The sequence below is a fragment of the Rhizobium sp. RM genome, from assembly GCF_013390595.1.
Lineage (GTDB): Bacteria > Pseudomonadota > Alphaproteobacteria > Rhizobiales > Rhizobiaceae > Agrobacterium.
In genome coordinates, this window is sequence record NZ_JACAWV010000008.1 from 458,488 (window position 1) to 474,796 (window position 16,309).

Here is a 16,309-nt window from a genome sequence, read left to right on the forward strand (position 1 = left end):
AGAATTATTGGATTTGATGACTGCAACAAAAGACAACAGGGAAGAGTGTCATGAGTGTTCTGGTCACAGGCGGGGCCGGTTATATAGGCAGTCACATGGTGTGGGCTTTGCTCGACGCCGGGGAGGAAGTCGTTGTCGTGGACCGGTTGTCGACTGGGTCACGGTGGGCGGTTGCGCCACAGGCGCGCTTCTATCTCGGCGATGCGGCAGATAGCGCCCTGCTTGGCCAGATTTTCGAAGAGAACCAGATCGACGCCATATTCCATTTTGCGGGATCTTTGAGCGTTCCCGACTCGATCAGCCGGCCCCTCGAATATTATGAAAATAACACCGGAACCACGCGAGCGCTGGTCAGCGCTGCAGTGAAATATGGCATTCGTAACTTCATCTTCTCTTCGACGGCCGCCGTTTATGGAACGCAGCCAACGGAAGGGCCGGTCCCGGAGACGGCGATCCTCAGCCCCGAAAATCCGTATGGCATGTCCAAACTCGCCTCTGAAATCATGCTGCGCGACGTCGTCCAGGCACATGACTTCAACTACGTTGCACTGCGTTACTTCAACGTCGCGGGTGCCGATGTCGCGGGCAGGGCAGGGCCGTCGCCGACCGGTGTGGCAAATCTGATCAAGGTTGCCTGCGAAGCCGCTGTTGGACGACGTGACCGTGTAGAGGTTTACGGAACCGATTATCCAACAATCGACGGTACTGGCGTGCGCGACTACATCCATGTGAGCGATCTCATTGATGCGCATTTGCTTGCCATGAAGCACCTGCGTGCTGGTGGAGAAACGAAAACGCTCAACTGCGGTTACGGTGTTGGTTATTCGGTGCTGGAAGTTCTGCAGGCTGTGCAGCATGAATCGGGCAAGGATTTTCCGGTCGTTCACTGTGAACGTCGTCTAGGCGATGTCGCAGCCATGACAGCGGATTCCACGCGCATTCAGTCGGAACTGGGTTGGCGGCCGCGTTACAACGATCTGCGGACGATCGTACGGACTGCTTTGCAGTGGGAAGAAAAGCGCGAAATCCGTCGTAACGAGATCATGCAGCCGGTTCGGCGCAAGCTGGCGGCTATCGGCTGATATCTGGCCGTGTCGAGTTGCGATGATGGATCAAGGGCGAGGAAAACCGGAATTCCGGTTTTCCGATAGCGGCGGCACTTCGTAGCCACCTGGTGTCGTCAAAAAACGCGCGTGCAAGTTCCAGTTCGCGTGGTTTCTCTACTTCGAGCAACAGCACATTGAGCCGATGCGGAGCACTTGGCTCAGGTTTGCTGGAGGCAGAGATTCCGAAACGCTGCTCCTGATAGACCTGCATCCGGCTTGCCAGATCCGGCAAGCTTGAGAAATCACTCCAGTGGGTCGCGCCCACGATCAAGGCAAGGACGTCACGCAGGCGCGATCGTATCAGATCGCCGTCTGGCGTTTGAGGCGCAACAGCCTTGATGCGAATGGAACGAATCTCGCCCGCAGCATTGCCACGGATATCCAGGAAGAGCGATGCCTGCTCGCTTTCAGCACTCGCGTCGCCCTGCTTGAAGTCGGCCATGCACTCAAAGCTGCCGCCGTTAACAGGGCTGGCGTTTCCATCCTGCAGACTTATGAACCCTTCGGTCAGGAAGCGCTCACACAATGCCGCGCCAGGCAGCACAAAGTTCCGTACAAAGAATGTCGGCGGGACAGATTGCTCGAATTTCAAGAGATATGCCGGGACATTGACGTCACCGGCGACCAGAGGCTTGCGTCTGATGCGCGTCATCTTCGGCGGATTGTCGATCGGCTTGACTACGGGTGCGACACCAAAGTGGTGCAGCAGGCTTTTGAGGTGTCGTTTGTCATTGGCCAGAAGCACTGTTGCGGCAATTGCCAGGCACACGCCCAACACTGCAATCAGCGGCGCTATTTTGCTTCGTCTCTCCTGTAGACTTGCGCTCATTCGCAAGACCCTATCACGGCGGGAAATACGCCCGGCGGCCTCTGTGCTTCATGATTTTTCAAGGCATGAAGCCGGAAATCAAATAAAATGCGGGCAACTGCCCAAAAACAATAAATAATCAATTCGTATCAAAGCCACCGCTCTGGGTGGCCAGGATACTTCAGTCGCTTGCGTTCTTGTCGTTACTTGGACGGTCAGGGCTGCTTTCGTCGTCTGCGACCGGAATAGCGTAAGAGCCTTTCAGCCATCGTGCGAGGTCGAGAGAACGGCAACGGTCCGAGCAGAAGGGATAGTCTTCGCGCGTCGAGGCGCGGCCGCACTCCGGGCAAGGCTGTGATTTCCGAAGTGGTGTGACCTTTGACGTCTCTTTTAGTGTTTCCGCCATGATCCTATCCTTCGAGCCAGCCCGCCGTCACATCGAACCCCTCGCCAGCCAGCAAGGTCGATGTTTCGTAAAGCGGCAGACCGACGACGTTGGTGTAGGAGCCGGTCAGTTTCTGCACGAAGCAGCCTGCAATGCCCTGAATGCCATAGGCACCCGCCTTGCCGCGCCACTGTCCAGAGGCAATATAACTGTCGATCTCGCGCGTGGACACCCGCTTGAAGCGAACCTTCGTCTCTGAGACCTTCTGGCGAACCTTGCCGCCCGGCGTAATCAGGCAGATGCCGGTATAGACCCAGTGGCTACGGCCTGACAGCAAATGCAACGCCGCCGAAGCGTCTTCGGTGTATTCCGCCTTGCCGACGATGCGGCGGCCAACTGCGACCACCGTATCGGAACCCAGCACGTAAGCATCTTTCCACCCAAGCTCATTCTTGGTGACGTCGCGCGCAGCCTCGGCCTTTTGCAGGGAAAGGCGGCGGCAAAGCGTGCGCGGATGCTCCAGCTTTGCAGGCGTCTCGTCAATATCCATCGGCATCAGGCGTGCCGGCTCGATGCCGATCTGATGCAGCAATTCGAGACGCCGCGGCGAGCCGGATGCCAGAACGAGCTTTTGTTTGTGGTCAGTCATGCCGCTGATGCCGAAACGGATTACTTGAAGCGGTAGGTGATACGGCCCTTGGTCAGGTCGTAAGGCGTCATTTCGACCAGAACCTTGTCGCCAGCGAGAACGCGAATGCGGTTCTTACGCATACGGCCAGCCGTATGAGCGATGATTTCATGCTCGTTTTCAAGCTTGACGCGGAACGTTGCGTTCGGCAGCAATTCGGTTACGATGCCCGGGAATTCGAGGACTTCTTCTTTTGTCATGTAAGAGTTTTCTTCCTGTTGATGGTGCCAGACGTCTCACGTCCGGGAAAATTGCGCGGAAACTACACAATCCCCGCACATTTGTGAACCTCTAGACCGCCGCTAATTCGTCAATCTTTTTGGAGCGTGTCGGGCGCAGGCGCTGGTCGTCTGGGCAGCCGCTCGGAAATGAGCCTGGTCAGATGATCCCGCACCTCGCGGTAGGCATCGAGAATTTGCTCTCGCGTGCCGGTAATTACGGTGGGGTCCATGGTTGGCCAATACACCACATCCAGTGAATTAGACCGGGTCAGCTCCAGTGCCGTGTGATGTGCTTCGGGTGTTAATGTAATGATCAGATCGAAAAAATCATCCTCGATCTCATCCAATGTGCGCGGTCTGTGTTTGCCGAGTGAAAGTCCCTGTTCTTCCAGCACCGCATCCACGAAGGGGTCGCGCTCACCTGCACGCACGCCGGCGGACTGGATATAGATGCCGGGAGCGACCAGCCGTTTTGCGATGACCTCTGCCATGGGGGAGCGGATGGAATTCATGCCGCACATGAATAGGACCGATTTCGGCGTACGCGCTTCGTTCGGAACTGCGGCAGGATCGCTCATGCTCAACCCCGCCAATAGAGCACGCAGACCAAGGTAAAGAGCCGGCGCGCCGTATCGAAGTCGACCTTTATCTTGCCGGAAAGACGATCCATCAACGTTTGCGAGCCGTCATTGTGAATACCACGTCTGCCCATGTCGATCGCCTCGATCTGGCTCGGCGTGGAAGAGCGTATCGCCTCGTAGTAGCTCTCACATATCAGGAAGTAGTCCTTGATGATGCGGCGGAACGGTGTGAGCGACAGGATGTGGGTCGCCACATCCGTCTCGTCTTCCGTTCTGATGGAGAAAACCAGTTTGGAATCGACCAGCGATAGCGAAAGCCGGTAAGGTCCGCCGTCATGCCCCACGGGTTCGAAACTGTTTTCCTCGATCAGATCGAAGATCGCAACGGCGCGCTCATGCTCGACGTCGGGTGTGGAACGGCCAATGCTCTCGTCCAGCACCACATCGCAGAGCTTGAACTCGCCTGATGCCATCTTTTATCCTTCCGGATTGAGGCGAATGGCGACCGAACGCGCATGGGCATCCAGACCTTCGGAGTGGGCGAGCGTGATGGCAGCAGGAGCAAGCTGACGAAGTTGCTCGGGACCGAGACGCAGGATCGATGTACGCTTGACGAAATCCAGCACCGAAAGACCGGAGGAGAAGCGGGCGGAACGTGCCGTCGGCAGGACGTGGTTCGAGCCTCCGACATAGTCCCCGATGACTTCAGGCGTATGGCGACCAACAAAAATCGCGCCGGCATTGCGGATTTTTGCCATCAGCACGTTGGGATCGTTGACGGCAAGTTCGAGATGTTCGGCGGCGATCCGGTTGGCAAGCGGGATGGCATCGGCGAGAGCGTCAACCAGGATGATGGCACCGAAATCGGCCCAGCTCGCCGCCGCCGTTTCCGAACGTGACAGACGCTTGAGCTGCCGTTCCACGGCGGCTTCGACAGCCTTGCCGAGTTCGGCATCATTGGTAATCAGAATGGATTGCGCACCACGATCGTGCTCCGCCTGTGCCAGAAGATCGGCAGCAATCCAGTCCGGATCGTTATCCTTGTCGGCAATCACCAGAACTTCGGAGGGGCCGGCGATCATGTCAATGCCGACGGTACCGAACACCTGCCGTTTGGCCGCCGCCACATAGGCGTTGCCGGGGCCGACGATCTTGGCAACCGGTGCGATCGTTTCGGTGCCGTAGGCCAGCGCGGCAACAGCCTGCGCGCCGCCGATACGGTAGATTTCCTCAACGCCGGCGATTTTGGCAGCCGCCAGAACGGCTGGGTTGATCGCCCCACCATTGGCCGGCACCACCATGACGATACGGTCCACACCTGCCACCTTGGCCGGAACGGCGTTCATCAGTACCGAACTTGGATAGCTCGCAGTACCGCCCGGCACGTAAAGACCAACGGCCTCGATTGCTGTCCAGCGTGATCCAAGCCCAACGCCGATATCGTCTTCGTAGATATCGTCCTTCGGCATTTGCCGTGCATGGTGTTTTTCAATGCGTTTTGCCGCCAGCTCGAGGGCATCCAGAACGGACTTGTCGACAGCGGCGACAGCGGCATCGATTTCCGCAGCCGTGACGCGCATCGGAACCTTGGAAAAGTCGAGGCCGTCAAACTTCAGGGAGTAATGGGCAAGAGCTGCATCGCCACGATGGCGAACGTCGTCGATGATTTCGCGAACCGTTGCGTTGACGTCTTCGGAAACTTCCCTTTTGGTCGTCAGGAAGGCCGCAAATTTCTGTTCGAAATCCGCCGATGCCCGCTCCAGCCAGATTGCCACGTCTTTACCCTTTCACTTTCCCCGCAACGGTTTGCGGGGGCACACGATGTGCCGCAAAAAACATTTGCGGCTCTGGTAAGTGGCATAAATCGAAACAGGCAGGAAAGGCAACCGTTCCGAAGCGCGGTAACGTCGGTTAGGCGTCCGGATGATGTGGTTTTGCGGCAGTTTCCCACGCACCGCTGACATCGACGAGCTGCGCCTCGATGCATTCGACATCGAGGGCGATTGCGCCTCCGCCGGAAAGGGTCAGTTCCACCGTGCCGTCAGGGCCGTCCTGCTTCTGCTCGAAACGGATCGCCAGCAGGGATAGCACCTGCTCCTTATCCATGCGGTTGACGTTGTGCGAGCGGACAGAGGAAACGCGCTTGAGGACGAGAACGCTGCGGCAACGCTCTGGCGGCGTGCCCTTTTTGCCTGCTTCTTCCCAAACAAAACGGTTGGCAGAGAGGCTGAATTGTCCATGTTTCGGTTCGAAGGATGCGTCTTTCAGTTTGAAGACGCTGTCTTGCATGTGCGTCGAGATGACGGAGAGATCTTCAGTGTCCAGCGCGAGCAATTTGAGGCCGCTCATCATTTTCTTCCTTTTTTGCGGTGCGGGCCGCTATTCCCTTTACTTGTATAGGAAATAGGCAGTCTGAGCCCGCTCTGCAACGGCAGAGAATGGATGAGCGGCAAAGAAGCGATTAATCGCTGACGCGTTCGACCAAAGCGCCGCAGCGCGTCAATTTTTCTTCGAGGCGTTCGAAACCACGGTCGAGGTGGTAAACGCGGGAAACCATCGTTTCACCCTCGGCAGCCAGACCGGCAATCACCAGCGACACGGAGGCGCGAAGGTCGGTCGCCATGACAGGTGCGCCCTTCAGGCGCGATACACCCTCGATCCGTGCCATCTGGCCCGAAAGGGAAATCTTGGCACCCAGACGCGCCAGTTCCTGCACGTGCATGAAGCGGTTTTCGAAAATCGTTTCGGTAATATGCGATACACCCTGAGAGCGGGTCATCAGCGCCATGAACTGCGCCTGAAGGTCCGTCGGGAAGCCCGGGAAGGGTTCGGTGACGACGTCGACCGGCTGGATGCCGTTGCCGTTGCGAACGATACGCAGACCGGTTTCCGTTTCGGTGATTTCGGCGCCGGCGAGCTTCAACGTGTCGAGCGCGTTGTCGAGCAACGAACCATTCGTGCCTTCCAGAACGACGTCGCCGCCGGTCATGGCAACGGCCATCGCATAGGTTCCGGTTTCAATGCGGTCAGGCAGAACGCGATGGCGGGCGCCGGAAAGCGACGTTACGCCTTCGATGGTGATCGTCGATGTGCCGGCACCTTCGATTTTTGCACCCATTGCGGTGAGGCAGCGGGCAAGATCGACAACCTCAGGCTCACGCGCCGCATTATGGATAACGGTGGTTCCTCGGGCGAGCGTTGCTGCCATCAGCATGACGTGGGTCGCACCGACGGAAACCTTCGGGAAGGTGTACGTCGCGCCGATCAGGCCGCCCTTGGGCGCCGTCGCGTTGATGTAGCCGCCATCGATTTCCATGTTGGCACCAAGTGCCTGAAGACCGTCAATGAAGAGATCGACAGGACGGGTGCCGATGGCGCAACCACCCGGCAGCGAAACGCGGGCTTTTCCTTCGCGGGCGAGCAGCGGGCCGATTACCCAGAAGCTGGCGCGCATCTTTGAGACCAGCTCATAGGGTGCGGTCGTGTCGACAATGGTGCGGCAGGTAAAGTGAATCGTGCGGGAATAGGCTTCGCCCTGGCTTTCACGACGACCGTTGACGGAAATATCGACGCCGTGGTTGCCGAGAATGCGAACGAGCTGCTCGACGTCCGCCAGGTGCGGCACGTTTTCCAACGTCAGCGTATCGCTGGTCAGAAGCGAAGCGATCATCAACGGCAGTGCGGCGTTTTTGGCGCCGGAGATCGGGATGATGCCGTTGAGTTTGTTGCCACCCGTAATTCTGATGCGATCCATTCGTCCCTACGGGCGTGCGCCCGCCTTTCTCTACGTGCCTTTGCGGAAAATTGAGCCGTCCTTAGCCGAAATTCCGCGGCGTTTCAAATTTTGCTTGTCTGTTCTCTATGACGATGATTCGTCCGATTTTGCGGCGGGAAGGCCATCGGTCTCATCCGCGTCGCCAGCGCGCCGCGCTCGGGCCTGCTGCTTGCGCCGCTGCAGGTTCTCGCGCAGCTTTTTCGCCGCACGGGCTTTTCTCTCCGCTTCGCGCTGTTTTGCTGTTTCGCCCGGGCCAGCCTGCCGCTTTCCGCTTTCTGCTGCTTCAGAATGCGCGGCGTCCGCATCATCGTGCGGTTCGGTCTCTATTTGATTGTCGTTCATGGGCTGAGCAATAGCCGAAAATTGGAGTTTTCAACAGAGGGCGACGTTTTTTGTCCCTCTGGATGATTTAATGACACTTTGCGACTTGCACTCGTCAAAAAGCTATGGCAATAGGCGCCACGCTTGATGTTGAAGCAAACGCTTCGGCACCGGATGCTGCTATAGCTCAGGGGTAGAGCACTCCCTTGGTAAGGGAGAGGCCGAGAGTTCAAATCTCTCTAGCAGCACCATTTCCCCAGAATATTCAATACCTTGTGGAGTTTGCCGCAATTGCGGATGTCGTGTGGTGTGATGCATTTTGCAGCGCCCATTACGATTATTCATCTGTCGCTTTTTCTGTTCGTTTATGGCGTTCATCCCTCCAAAACGCGAAAACCGCGCTTCTGGGAAGCGCGGTTTCCGTAACCGAGATAGTCTGCTGCTGCCAGAGCGGGACGAAACCGCCCGTAGCCATTGGGCGCCGCTTACTGGCGGAATAGCTGCAGAATGTTCTCGGAATTGGTGTTGGCGATGGAGAGCGACTGGACCGCAAGCTGCTGCTGGGTCTGCAGCGCCTTCAGGCGGGTCGATTCCTCGTTCATGTCGGCGTCAACCAGACGGCCGATACCGCTGTCGATCGAGTCGGTCAGCTTGGAGACGAAGTTTTCCTGCAGTTCGATCCGCATGGCGATCGAACCGAGTGCCGATGCTGCACTGCTGAGGTCCTGGAAAGCTTTTTCAACGTCAGTCAGGACATCATTGATGCTGTAGGCTGGCGGCGTCGCATCATCGAAGACGTTAAGGTCCAGTTCGAACAGGGAAATGGTTGATGCGTCGCCTGGTCTGCCGATAATACCGGTTGTGGTGTCGATGAGACCGGCGGCATCCGTTCCGAACAGTGTGTTGGCGGGGCCGTCCGCGTCCTCGGCGTCCTTCAGGGTGTACTGCGTCTGCGTGACCGAGACATTGCCGTCGCCATCGCGGGTGAAGCCCGAAACGACGGTCTTTACGCCCGCGCCGATCAGCCAGTTCTCGCCGCTGAAGGATGCGCCTTCGGCAATGTTCTTGAGCTGCTCCTGAAGCTGATCGATTTCTTCCTGGATTTTCGACTTGTCGACGCCTTCTTCGGTCGCGGCTACGACCTTGGCCTTGATTTCTTCAACAACGTCGATTGTGCTTTCCATAGCGGAGTAGGCAACGTCGATCTTGGCGGCGCCGAGGCCGAGTGCGTCCTGGACGGCGGAGAGGGCCATGTTGTCTGAACGCATGGTGGTCGCGATCGACCAGTAAGCGGCGTTGTCGGCAGCAGTGCCGACGCGAAGGCCGGACGAGACACGTCCCTGGGTTTCTTCCATGCTCGCATCGATGGTGCGAAGGGTCTGGAGCGCGGCCATGGCGGCGGTATTGGTCAGAATGCTGGTCATTGAATTTGCCCCTACTTGGCTGAGGAAAAGGGACATCCCGGATGGCGGGGAAGGACGTAACGGCGTGATGCCTGTTAACCTCTTTTTCGTCTTGGTTAACCGATCCTTTCGATGGCCTCAGTTAAGGTAGGAATGGTTAACAAAGATTAAATGGAATTTACCGAAGTTAACAAAATGTAGCGGGCTAAACGAAAAAAGGCCGCGCAGATGCGCGGCCTTCTTCGATTTTTTGTTTTGTCGGTCCGATTAACGGAAGAGCGACAGAACGTTCTCGGAGTTGGAGTTGGCGATCGACAGAGCCTGAACGCCGAGCTGCTGCTGCGTCTGCAGAGCCTTGAGGCGGGTGGACTCTTCGTTCATGTCTGCGTCGACGAGGCGGCCAACGCCGGAGTCGATAGCGTCGGAGAGCTTCGTTGCGAAGTCTTCCTGCAGGCCGATACGCATGGAGAGCGAACCGAGCTTGGCAGCGGCGCTGGTCATCTTCGTCAGAGCTGTTTCGACGGAGTAAAGCGCGTTGTCGAGATCATTGCCCGTGACGTCGAGGTCGAGAACAGAAATCTGGGTGTATGTTACGGCACCAACGGTGGTGGTTGCACCGGTAGCGTTCAGGATGCCAGAGTTTGCATCGATCGTGCCAGGTGTGCCTTCCGTGTAAAGCAGGGAGTCAACATCCAGTTCGTAGGTCGTGGATTTAACGCTGACGTTGCCGTCGCTGTCACGAACGAAGCCGGACACAACTGTCTTCGGGCCGGCTGCATCGGATACCAGCCAGTTTTCGCCGCTGAACGACGCGCCCGTGCCGATGGACTTGAGCTGCTCGAGAAGCTGCGTGACTTCTTCTTGGATCTTGGACTTGTCGACGCCCTCTTCTTTGGCCGCGACAACCTTTGCCTTGATTTCCTTTACGACTTCGATCGCGGATTCCATACCGGCATATGCGGTATCAACTTTCGAAGCGCCAAGGCCCAGGGCGTCCTGGACGGCGGAGAGAGCCATGTTGTCGGAACGCATGGTGGTCGCGATCGACCAGTAAGCAGCGTTGTCCGAAGCTTCGCCAACCTTCAGGCCGGAAGAAACGCGGCCCTGTGTGGTTTCCATGTCCTGACCGATCGTGCGAAGGGTCTGGAGAGCGGACATAGCGGCGATATTGGTAATAATGCTCGTCATAGTAGTGTGCCCCTTGAATGGCTGATTAAAGAAGGGACATTCCGGGTTCACCGGGAACGGCGCGCAGCGTCATGCTTGCTAACTGGCTGATTTTTAATGTTAGCTCGCCGTTTCAATGAGCTTAGGTAACGCCAGGTTGGTTAATGAATTGATAAGTCAGGAAGACAAATCTGTTGTTTTGCAAAATGAAACTGCAACCTTCGCGCGTGCGCGCGCGTAGTTCGAAATGCTTAAAAAAAAGATAAGGCCGCATCCGTATTCGGGATGCGGCCTCTCTTGTGCATTCAGTCCGATTCAGCCTCTCGGACTTGTATGCTTTCTGTCCGGATATGCATTTGGTCAGCCCCCGAATGCATATTGGAAGAAATGGTTCCCCCAGCCCCGAAGGACTATGAGATGCTCGGTTCTTAACGGAAGAGCGAGAGAATGTTCTGCGAGTCGCTGTTGGCGATCGACAGAGCCTGGATAGCGAGCTGCTGCTGCGTCTGAAGAGCCTTCAGCTTGGTGGACTCTTCGTTCATGTCAGCGTCAACCAGACGGCCAACGCCCTGTTCGATGGTGTCGGACAGCTTGTCAGCGAAGTCGCTCTGCAGATCGATGCGCGAAGACAGCGAACCGAGCTTTGCGCCAGCGCTGGTCATCTTCGTCAGAGCTGTTTCGACGGAGTACAGAGCGTTGTCGAGATCATTGCCCGTGACGTCGAGGTCGAGAACAGAAATCTGGGTATAGGTCTTTGCGCCAACGGTGGTGGTTGCGCCTGTCGCGTTCAGGATGCCGGAGTTGGCATCGATCGTGCCAGGCGTACCTTCCGTGTAAAGCAGGGAGTCTGCATCCAGAGCGTAGTCCGTCGTCTTGACGCTGACGTTACCATCGTTGTCGCGAACGAAGCCGGAAACAACCGTCTTTGTAGCGGCTGCATCGGATACCAGCCAGTTTTCACCGTTGAACGATGCGCCCGTGCCGATGGACTTGAGCTGGTCGAGAAGCTGCGTGACTTCTTCCTGGATCTTGGCCTTGTCAACGCCTTCTTCCTTGGCGGCGACAACCTTTGCCTTGATTTCAGTGACGACGTCGATTGCAGCGTCCATACCGGCGTATGCGGTATCAACCTTGGCAGCGCCCATGCCCAGCGCGTCAGAAACAGCGCCAAGAGCCTTGTTGTCAGAACGCATGGTGGTCGCGATCGACCAGTAAGCAGCGTTGTCCGAAGCTGCGCCAACCTTCAGGCCGGAAGAAATACGGTCCTGGGTGGTCGACATGTCGGAAGCGATGGTGCGCAGGGTCGAAAGAGCGGCCATTGCGTTGGTGTTGGTGAGAATGCTCGCCATAATAAATGTGTCCCTTGTTTTTAACGAGATACTGGAGTGGGGACATTCCGGACTCGTATTACCGGCCACAACGTTTCGGCTTCATGCCAATCGGTTCAGAAATACTTGTTTCCAGAAACCAAATCCGCTGCGTGTGATCGGAATTTCGCAGCGAAAAATTGCGCAATTATTAATTTGGTCGTTAAGAAATACTCGAGAATACTTATGGTTACTGTTAAGTTTACTTAAATGGTAAGTTTTTAATTTAAAACTATGGTTATCCAGCCCCTAGAGAAATTGGTAAGCAAGCCGTTAAAATGCAAAAACCCCGCAGCACTGGGGCTGCGGGGTTAAGAAACAGGGTTAATGGGTGTCAGTTCGGCACAGCGGCCGTTAATTGAACGATCTTACCAGGCTGCCAACAAGCAGGTTCCAGCCGTCAATCAGCACGAAGAAAAGAATCTTGAACGGCAGCGAAATCGAGGTCGGCGGAAGCATCATCATACCCATGGCCATGGTGATGGTCGCGACGATCAGGTCGATGACGAGAAACGGCAGAATGATCAGGAAGCCGATTTCAAAACCGCGACGAATTTCCGAAAGCATGAACGCCGGAACCAGCACGCGGTAATCGATAACGTTCGCCGTCATCACTTCCTGTCCACGCTCACGGGCGATATCGACAAAAAGTTTGAGATCCTTGTCGCGGGTATTGGCGGACATGAAAGTACGGAACGGCTCAGCGATCCGCTCTACGGCTTGCTGCTCGTTGATCTGGTTCTGCAACAATGGCTGGACACCATCCGTCCATGCTTTGTCGAAGGTAGGCGACATGACGTAGAAGGTCATGAACATCGCCATCGACAGCAGGATCATGTTGGACGGTGTTGATGCGAGGCCCATGCCCGAGCGCAGGATCGAGAACGCGATCACGAAACGCGGAAAGCTCGTGACCATGATGAGAATGCCAGGAGCGACCGAAAGGACCGTCAGAAGTCCGAAAGTGCGGATAATCCACGCCGCCACCGAACCGTCGATCTGTGTGTTGAACAAATCAGACGGAAATTGCTGGGCGTTGGCAAGACCCGGCAAGGCGAGAAGGACGGCGAGGGTTACAAAAAATCGAATCATTCGATGACAAAGGTCCGGAACATGACCTTGGATACGCGCCCCTGTGAGCGCAGGTCAACTCGTTCCTGAATGTCATCCTTAAGATATTGAAAGCCGCGTGGCCCTTCGAGTTGCTGGAGAGACACAGTCCTTACATAGGCGAGGATATCCTGATGGATATCTTCCGCCAGACCGACTTCGACAGGGCCTTTGAACATGAGAGCCACTTCCAGCCGCACCCAGTTGGTCGAGGGGTAGGCGAGGTTGGTGGTGATCGGGTCGAGCTGGACGATGCCGTTGGCTTCCGCGGGAATTTTCGGGATGCCTTCTTCCTTGCTCTCGCCATGCCCGCCTGCTGCGGCCTGCTGATGGGCAGCGGCTGTAGCGCCGGAGATCTTCGGCGCCATCATTCCGCCCAGCACCCAGCCACCACCGCCGCCGAGAACGGTCAGGATGGCAAGGCCGACGATGGTCATGACCAGAGGCGACGACTTTTTCTTTTCCTCTGCCTGTGCATTGTCCATGGCTTAGGTCCGCTCCATCAAGACAGCATCAGATCGGCGAGAACAGGTCGACGACCTGCTGGCCAACCGGAGGCTGCTGAACCTCGGTCAGGCGACCGCGACCACCGTAAGAGATGCGAGCCTCGGCGATGCGCTCGTAGGAGATCATGTTGTCGGCGTTGACGTCCTGCGGACGTACGATACCGGCGACGTTCAGAATGCGGATCTCGTGGTTGACGCGGACTTCCTGCGAACCGCTGATGATCAGGTTGCCGTTCTCCAGGATGCCGGTGACCACGGCTGCGACGAGCAGCGTCAGCTTTTCCGAGCGCTTGGTCTTGCCCTTGCTCTGCGTATCGGTGTCCGAGCCATAGTTGATGCTGGAGTCCGCCTGCGGGTTCCAACCCAGAACCTGTGCATTGGCTTTCCAGTTCAGGCCACTGGAGTTGGTGCGGTTGCGCTCGGTCTCGTTGTCGAAATCGGCCTTGTCATTGATCTGGATGTTCACCGTCAGAATGTCGCCGATGTTGAGCGCGCGCAGATCCTTGAAGAGCGCGCCCTGGGTATCGCTCCACAACGAGTAACCGCTTGCCATATGTTTCGGCTGTTTCGGATACATGCCCATCTGCGGCGTCTGGCTGAACTGCAGACCGCTGCCGATCGGGCTCATCGAAGGCGCGTTGCCGATTTCCTTCAGGGTCTGGTTGTTCTGGCAGCCGGCAAGCAGCGCGAGCGGCAAAAGGAGGGCCGGAATACGAGAGGTCATGAAGGGTCCTTCGAGGTGTTCGGGTCGGTAGCTTGCGACATGATGCCGGCGACAAGGGCTGCCTTGGCAGCATCCATCTCGCTGAGGATCAGGCCCGACTGACGGGGTGGTAGCTGCATGATGATCGCGGCTGCAATTTCCTCATGCATTTTCTCAAGCTGAGGCGCTGCCGCATCGGCCTTCATCGTTTTGTAGACGTCGACCAGATTGGCTTTTGCCTGATTGAGGAAGTGATTGCGGCGTGCCAGCCAGTCTTCGTATTCCGCCTTGCGGTTTTCAAGAACGGTGATGCGCTCGTTGACATCAGCCTGCAGTTTCTCAAGTTCCTGTTTCTGCAGCAGGTAACGCTGATCGCGGGCCGCGTCGGCAATGTTGGTGCAGAAGCGCTGGATTTCATCCTGCGTACTGAGTTCGGAGACGACGTTCTGCTGGCTTTCCGCCGTTGCGGCGGGAAGCAGGAACAGCAGAGACGCGACTGCGGCAAACCGGCAGAGGTTATCGGAAAGACTGCGGGTGCGTTGAACGTTCATCATTGCAGCACGAGCTCCGCTTGAAGGGCACCGGCAGATTTGATGCCTTGCAGGATGGCGATGATGCCGTCTGCCTTGAGGCCAATGCTGTTGAGGCCGGCAACCAGTGTGCGAAGGTCAGGACCTTCCACAATGGCGACATTGCTGCCTTCCTGCATGGCCATGATGTCGGTCTGCGGCTGAACGGCTGTCTCGCCGCGTGAGAACGGTGCCGGCTGGATCACCTGCGGCGTTTCTGTAACCTGCACGGTCAAGGTGCCGTAGCTGACCGCTACGCGGGAAATACGGACATCCGCACCGATCACGATCGTTCCCGTGCGCTCATTGATGACAACCTTGGCCGGCGTGTCGGTCTCGACAGTCAGATTTTCGATTTCGGCCATCAGGCGTGTCAGATCGGCGGTACGCGGCTTCTGAACACCGATTTCCTGCGAATCGCGCGGTTCGGCAATCGCGTCGCCATATCGGGCGCGGGCGAATGCGTTGACGACATCGGCCACCCGGACGGCGGTCGAGAAATCGGGGTTTCTCAGTTGCAGGACGAGATTGACCGAATCCTTGAACTTCGAAGGCAGCTCACGCTCGATGATTGCGCCGTTCGGCACGCGGGCGGAGGTCGTGACACCCTGCGTCAGTGTCGCAGCATCACCCTGCGCGGAAAAACCGTTGACGATCAGGGCGCCCTGCGCAACGGCGTAGATCTGACCGTCCGCGCCCGAAAGCGACGTCATGATGAGGGTACCGCCGCGCAACGAAGAGGCGTCGCCGAGCGAACTGACGGTCACGTCAACGCGGCTGCCGGGGCTCGCAAAAGGCGGCAGGTTCGTCGTGACCATCACGGCCGCGATGTTCTTTGCGTTCGACTGGCCGCCCTGTGTTGTAATGCCGAGGTTCTGCAGCATGGCGCGCATCGACTGCTCGGTGAACGGCGATGAGCGCAGACTGTCGCCCGTGCCTTGCAGGCCGACGACGAGACCGTAACCGATGAGCTGGTTGTCGCGACCGGCCTGCAGCGAGGCAATGTCCTTGATCCGCGACGTATCGGCCTGAACCGGGAGCGCGGAGAGAAAGGGGAGGGCTGCGGCCAGAAACGCCGTGGCCAGAATACGCAAACTTCTCATTTCGCCATCACCTGGATAGTGCCGTCCTGCATCACGGTGCCATTCACAATGACGCCGGAATCGATATTGCGCACGCGCACCACATCGCCCATCGAGCCATCAGTCATTGGGGTGCCGGATGCCATGAGTGTCATATTGCCGATCGTGAAGACGAGCTTGACGTTGGTTCCTCGTGTCACCAGCGATGGAACACGCAGTGCCGCGATCGGGATGGTGCGCCCGGGAAGCAGGGTTTGTTTCGAAACCATGCCATCCACTTCGCTGACATGGCTGGCGTAACCCGACGAGAGATTGGGGTTGGTCACTTCCACCGGCTTGACCTGGTCGGGCGTAATGGTTTCGCCCGGATAGATCGTGCGCGTCGGAACCAGCGCCATCGGAGACTGCGCCGCAGCGGCGAAGGCCGTCAATGAAATGGCGGACGTCAGGAACAAACGGACGAGTGCCGTTCTGTAGCTGCTATTTCTCTGGCTAAACGTCATGTTCGCCCGCCTTT

The 16,309-nt window shown here is 57.3% G+C and carries 20 protein-coding genes and 1 tRNA gene; 2 read left to right on the forward strand and 19 right to left on the reverse strand.

Translation table 11 applies throughout. The annotated features are described in order from the left end of the window. Positions 1 to 50 precede the first annotated feature (50 nt). Entirely contained in the window at positions 51 to 1,082 is a 1,032-nt protein-coding gene (galE, locus tag HWX89_RS11170) for a UDP-glucose 4-epimerase GalE (RefSeq protein WP_138794546.1), read from the forward strand. Here the strand turns inward: galE and HWX89_RS11175 are convergent. From HWX89_RS11175 to HWX89_RS11220, 10 genes are all read right to left on the reverse strand, one after another. Next, the gene (locus tag HWX89_RS11175) at positions 1,072 to 1,935 is read right to left on the reverse strand and encodes a DUF6030 family protein (RefSeq protein ID WP_246705133.1); all 864 of its coding nucleotides are present in this window, start codon (positions 1,933 to 1,935) and stop codon (positions 1,072 to 1,074) included. The genes galE and HWX89_RS11175 overlap by 11 nt on opposite strands. 160 nt (positions 1,936 to 2,095) lie before the next feature. Continuing rightward, the gene (gene yacG, locus HWX89_RS11180; protein WP_138794547.1) at positions 2,096 to 2,320 is read right to left on the reverse strand and encodes a DNA gyrase inhibitor YacG; all 225 of its coding nucleotides are present in this window, start codon (positions 2,318 to 2,320) and stop codon (positions 2,096 to 2,098) included. 4 nt (positions 2,321 to 2,324) lie between these two features. Next, entirely contained in the window at positions 2,325 to 2,948 is a 624-nt protein-coding gene (locus HWX89_RS11185) for a Maf-like protein (RefSeq protein ID WP_138794548.1), read from the reverse strand. A 20-nt stretch (positions 2,949 to 2,968) separates the two neighbouring features. Next, a complete protein-coding gene (gene infA / locus HWX89_RS11190; RefSeq protein ID WP_004432473.1) occupies positions 2,969 to 3,187 on the reverse strand; it encodes a translation initiation factor IF-1 in 219 nt (72 codons plus the stop codon). A 110-nt stretch (positions 3,188 to 3,297) separates the two neighbouring features. Further along, positions 3,298 to 3,786, reverse strand: a complete 489-nt coding sequence (locus HWX89_RS11195) for an arsenate-mycothiol transferase ArsC (protein ID WP_138794549.1) — start codon at positions 3,784 to 3,786, stop codon at positions 3,298 to 3,300. A gap of 2 nt (positions 3,787 to 3,788) precedes the next feature. Further along, the gene (locus HWX89_RS11200; protein WP_138794550.1) at positions 3,789 to 4,262 is read right to left on the reverse strand and encodes a UPF0262 family protein; all 474 of its coding nucleotides are present in this window, start codon (positions 4,260 to 4,262) and stop codon (positions 3,789 to 3,791) included. A gap of 3 nt (positions 4,263 to 4,265) precedes the next feature. Further along, a complete protein-coding gene (hisD, locus tag HWX89_RS11205; RefSeq protein WP_138794551.1) occupies positions 4,266 to 5,564 on the reverse strand; it encodes a histidinol dehydrogenase in 1,299 nt (432 codons plus the stop codon). Between the two features lie 136 nt (positions 5,565 to 5,700). Next, positions 5,701 to 6,138: a DUF2948 family protein gene (locus HWX89_RS11210; RefSeq protein WP_138794552.1), complete on the reverse strand. Its 438-nt coding sequence runs from the start codon at positions 6,136 to 6,138 to the stop codon at positions 5,701 to 5,703. Between the two features lie 112 nt (positions 6,139 to 6,250). Continuing rightward, entirely contained in the window at positions 6,251 to 7,543 is a 1,293-nt protein-coding gene (murA, locus tag HWX89_RS11215; RefSeq protein ID WP_138794553.1) for a UDP-N-acetylglucosamine 1-carboxyvinyltransferase, read from the reverse strand. Between the two features lie 105 nt (positions 7,544 to 7,648). Beyond that, a complete protein-coding gene (locus tag HWX89_RS11220) occupies positions 7,649 to 7,906 on the reverse strand; it encodes a hypothetical protein (RefSeq protein WP_210271392.1) in 258 nt (85 codons plus the stop codon). Positions 7,907 to 8,061: 155 nt separating this feature from the next. Between HWX89_RS11220 and HWX89_RS11225 the strand changes: the two genes are divergently transcribed. Continuing rightward, positions 8,062 to 8,136 (forward strand) — tRNA-Thr (locus tag HWX89_RS11225). Between the two features lie 234 nt (positions 8,137 to 8,370). Here the strand turns inward: HWX89_RS11225 and HWX89_RS11230 are convergent. From HWX89_RS11230 to flgA, 9 genes are all read right to left on the reverse strand, one after another. After that, positions 8,371 to 9,309: a flagellin N-terminal helical domain-containing protein gene (locus tag HWX89_RS11230; protein WP_138794554.1), complete on the reverse strand. Its 939-nt coding sequence runs from the start codon at positions 9,307 to 9,309 to the stop codon at positions 8,371 to 8,373. A gap of 246 nt (positions 9,310 to 9,555) precedes the next feature. Then, positions 9,556 to 10,476, reverse strand: coding sequence for a flagellin N-terminal helical domain-containing protein (locus HWX89_RS11235; protein ID WP_138794555.1), 921 nt, complete (start codon positions 10,474 to 10,476; stop codon positions 9,556 to 9,558). Between the two features lie 407 nt (positions 10,477 to 10,883). After that, complete coding sequence (locus HWX89_RS11240) at positions 10,884 to 11,804, reverse strand: flagellin N-terminal helical domain-containing protein (RefSeq protein WP_138794556.1); 921 nt, start codon at positions 11,802 to 11,804, stop codon at positions 10,884 to 10,886. 372 nt (positions 11,805 to 12,176) lie between these two features. Then, positions 12,177 to 12,914 carry a flagellar type III secretion system pore protein FliP gene (fliP, locus tag HWX89_RS11245; RefSeq protein ID WP_138794557.1) on the reverse strand — a complete coding sequence of 246 codons (738 nt, stop codon included), beginning with the start codon at positions 12,912 to 12,914 and terminating at the stop codon, positions 12,177 to 12,179. Next, on the reverse strand, positions 12,911 to 13,417 hold the full coding sequence (locus HWX89_RS11250) for a flagellar basal body-associated FliL family protein (protein WP_138794558.1): 507 nt from the start codon (positions 13,415 to 13,417) through the stop codon (positions 12,911 to 12,913). The genes fliP and HWX89_RS11250 overlap by 4 nt, the downstream gene beginning before the upstream one ends. Before the next feature lie 28 nt (positions 13,418 to 13,445). Then, positions 13,446 to 14,162 (reverse strand): flagellar basal body L-ring protein FlgH, encoded by a 717-nt coding sequence (flgH, locus tag HWX89_RS11255; protein WP_138794559.1) that lies wholly within the window; start codon positions 14,160 to 14,162, stop codon positions 13,446 to 13,448. Further along, positions 14,159 to 14,695, reverse strand: coding sequence for a MotE family protein (locus HWX89_RS11260; RefSeq protein ID WP_138794560.1), 537 nt, complete (start codon positions 14,693 to 14,695; stop codon positions 14,159 to 14,161). Before HWX89_RS11260 ends, flgH begins: the two co-directional genes overlap by 4 nt. Then, positions 14,692 to 15,813: a flagellar basal body P-ring protein FlgI gene (locus tag HWX89_RS11265; protein ID WP_138794561.1), complete on the reverse strand. Its 1,122-nt coding sequence runs from the start codon at positions 15,811 to 15,813 to the stop codon at positions 14,692 to 14,694. Before HWX89_RS11265 ends, HWX89_RS11260 begins: the two co-directional genes overlap by 4 nt. After that, on the reverse strand, positions 15,810 to 16,295 hold the full coding sequence (gene flgA / locus HWX89_RS11270; RefSeq protein WP_138794562.1) for a flagellar basal body P-ring formation chaperone FlgA: 486 nt from the start codon (positions 16,293 to 16,295) through the stop codon (positions 15,810 to 15,812). The genes HWX89_RS11265 and flgA overlap by 4 nt, the downstream gene beginning before the upstream one ends. Positions 16,296 to 16,309 lie beyond the last annotated feature (14 nt).

Coding starts and splice junctions, on each gene's coding strand:
- galE (WP_138794546.1), top strand. CDS start 51: ATGAGTGTTCTGGTCACAGGCGGGGCCGGTTATATAGGCAGTCACATG.
- HWX89_RS11175 (WP_246705133.1), bottom strand. CDS start 1,935: ATGAGCGCAAGTCTACAGGAGAGACGAAGCAAAATAGCGCCGCTGATT.
- yacG (WP_138794547.1), bottom strand. CDS start 2,320: ATGGCGGAAACACTAAAAGAGACGTCAAAGGTCACACCACTTCGGAAA.
- HWX89_RS11185 (WP_138794548.1), bottom strand. CDS start 2,948: ATGACTGACCACAAACAAAAGCTCGTTCTGGCATCCGGCTCGCCGCGG.
- infA (WP_004432473.1), bottom strand. CDS start 3,187: ATGACAAAAGAAGAAGTCCTCGAATTCCCGGGCATCGTAACCGAATTG.
- HWX89_RS11195 (WP_138794549.1), bottom strand. CDS start 3,786: ATGAGCGATCCTGCCGCAGTTCCGAACGAAGCGCGTACGCCGAAATCG.
- HWX89_RS11200 (WP_138794550.1), bottom strand. CDS start 4,262: ATGGCATCAGGCGAGTTCAAGCTCTGCGATGTGGTGCTGGACGAGAGC.
- HWX89_RS11210 (WP_138794552.1), bottom strand. CDS start 6,138: ATGAGCGGCCTCAAATTGCTCGCGCTGGACACTGAAGATCTCTCCGTC.
- murA (WP_138794553.1), bottom strand. CDS start 7,543: ATGGATCGCATCAGAATTACGGGTGGCAACAAACTCAACGGCATCATC.
- HWX89_RS11220 (WP_210271392.1), bottom strand. CDS start 7,906: ATGAACGACAATCAAATAGAGACCGAACCGCACGATGATGCGGACGCC.
- HWX89_RS11230 (WP_138794554.1), bottom strand. CDS start 9,309: ATGACCAGCATTCTGACCAATACCGCCGCCATGGCCGCGCTCCAGACC.
- HWX89_RS11235 (WP_138794555.1), bottom strand. CDS start 10,476: ATGACGAGCATTATTACCAATATCGCCGCTATGTCCGCTCTCCAGACC.
- HWX89_RS11240 (WP_138794556.1), bottom strand. CDS start 11,804: ATGGCGAGCATTCTCACCAACACCAACGCAATGGCCGCTCTTTCGACC.
- fliP (WP_138794557.1), bottom strand. CDS start 12,914: ATGATTCGATTTTTTGTAACCCTCGCCGTCCTTCTCGCCTTGCCGGGT.
- HWX89_RS11250 (WP_138794558.1), bottom strand. CDS start 13,417: ATGGACAATGCACAGGCAGAGGAAAAGAAAAAGTCGTCGCCTCTGGTC.
- flgH (WP_138794559.1), bottom strand. CDS start 14,162: ATGACCTCTCGTATTCCGGCCCTCCTTTTGCCGCTCGCGCTGCTTGCC.
- HWX89_RS11260 (WP_138794560.1), bottom strand. CDS start 14,695: ATGATGAACGTTCAACGCACCCGCAGTCTTTCCGATAACCTCTGCCGG.
- HWX89_RS11265 (WP_138794561.1), bottom strand. CDS start 15,813: ATGAGAAGTTTGCGTATTCTGGCCACGGCGTTTCTGGCCGCAGCCCTC.
- flgA (WP_138794562.1), bottom strand. CDS start 16,295: ATGACGTTTAGCCAGAGAAATAGCAGCTACAGAACGGCACTCGTCCGT.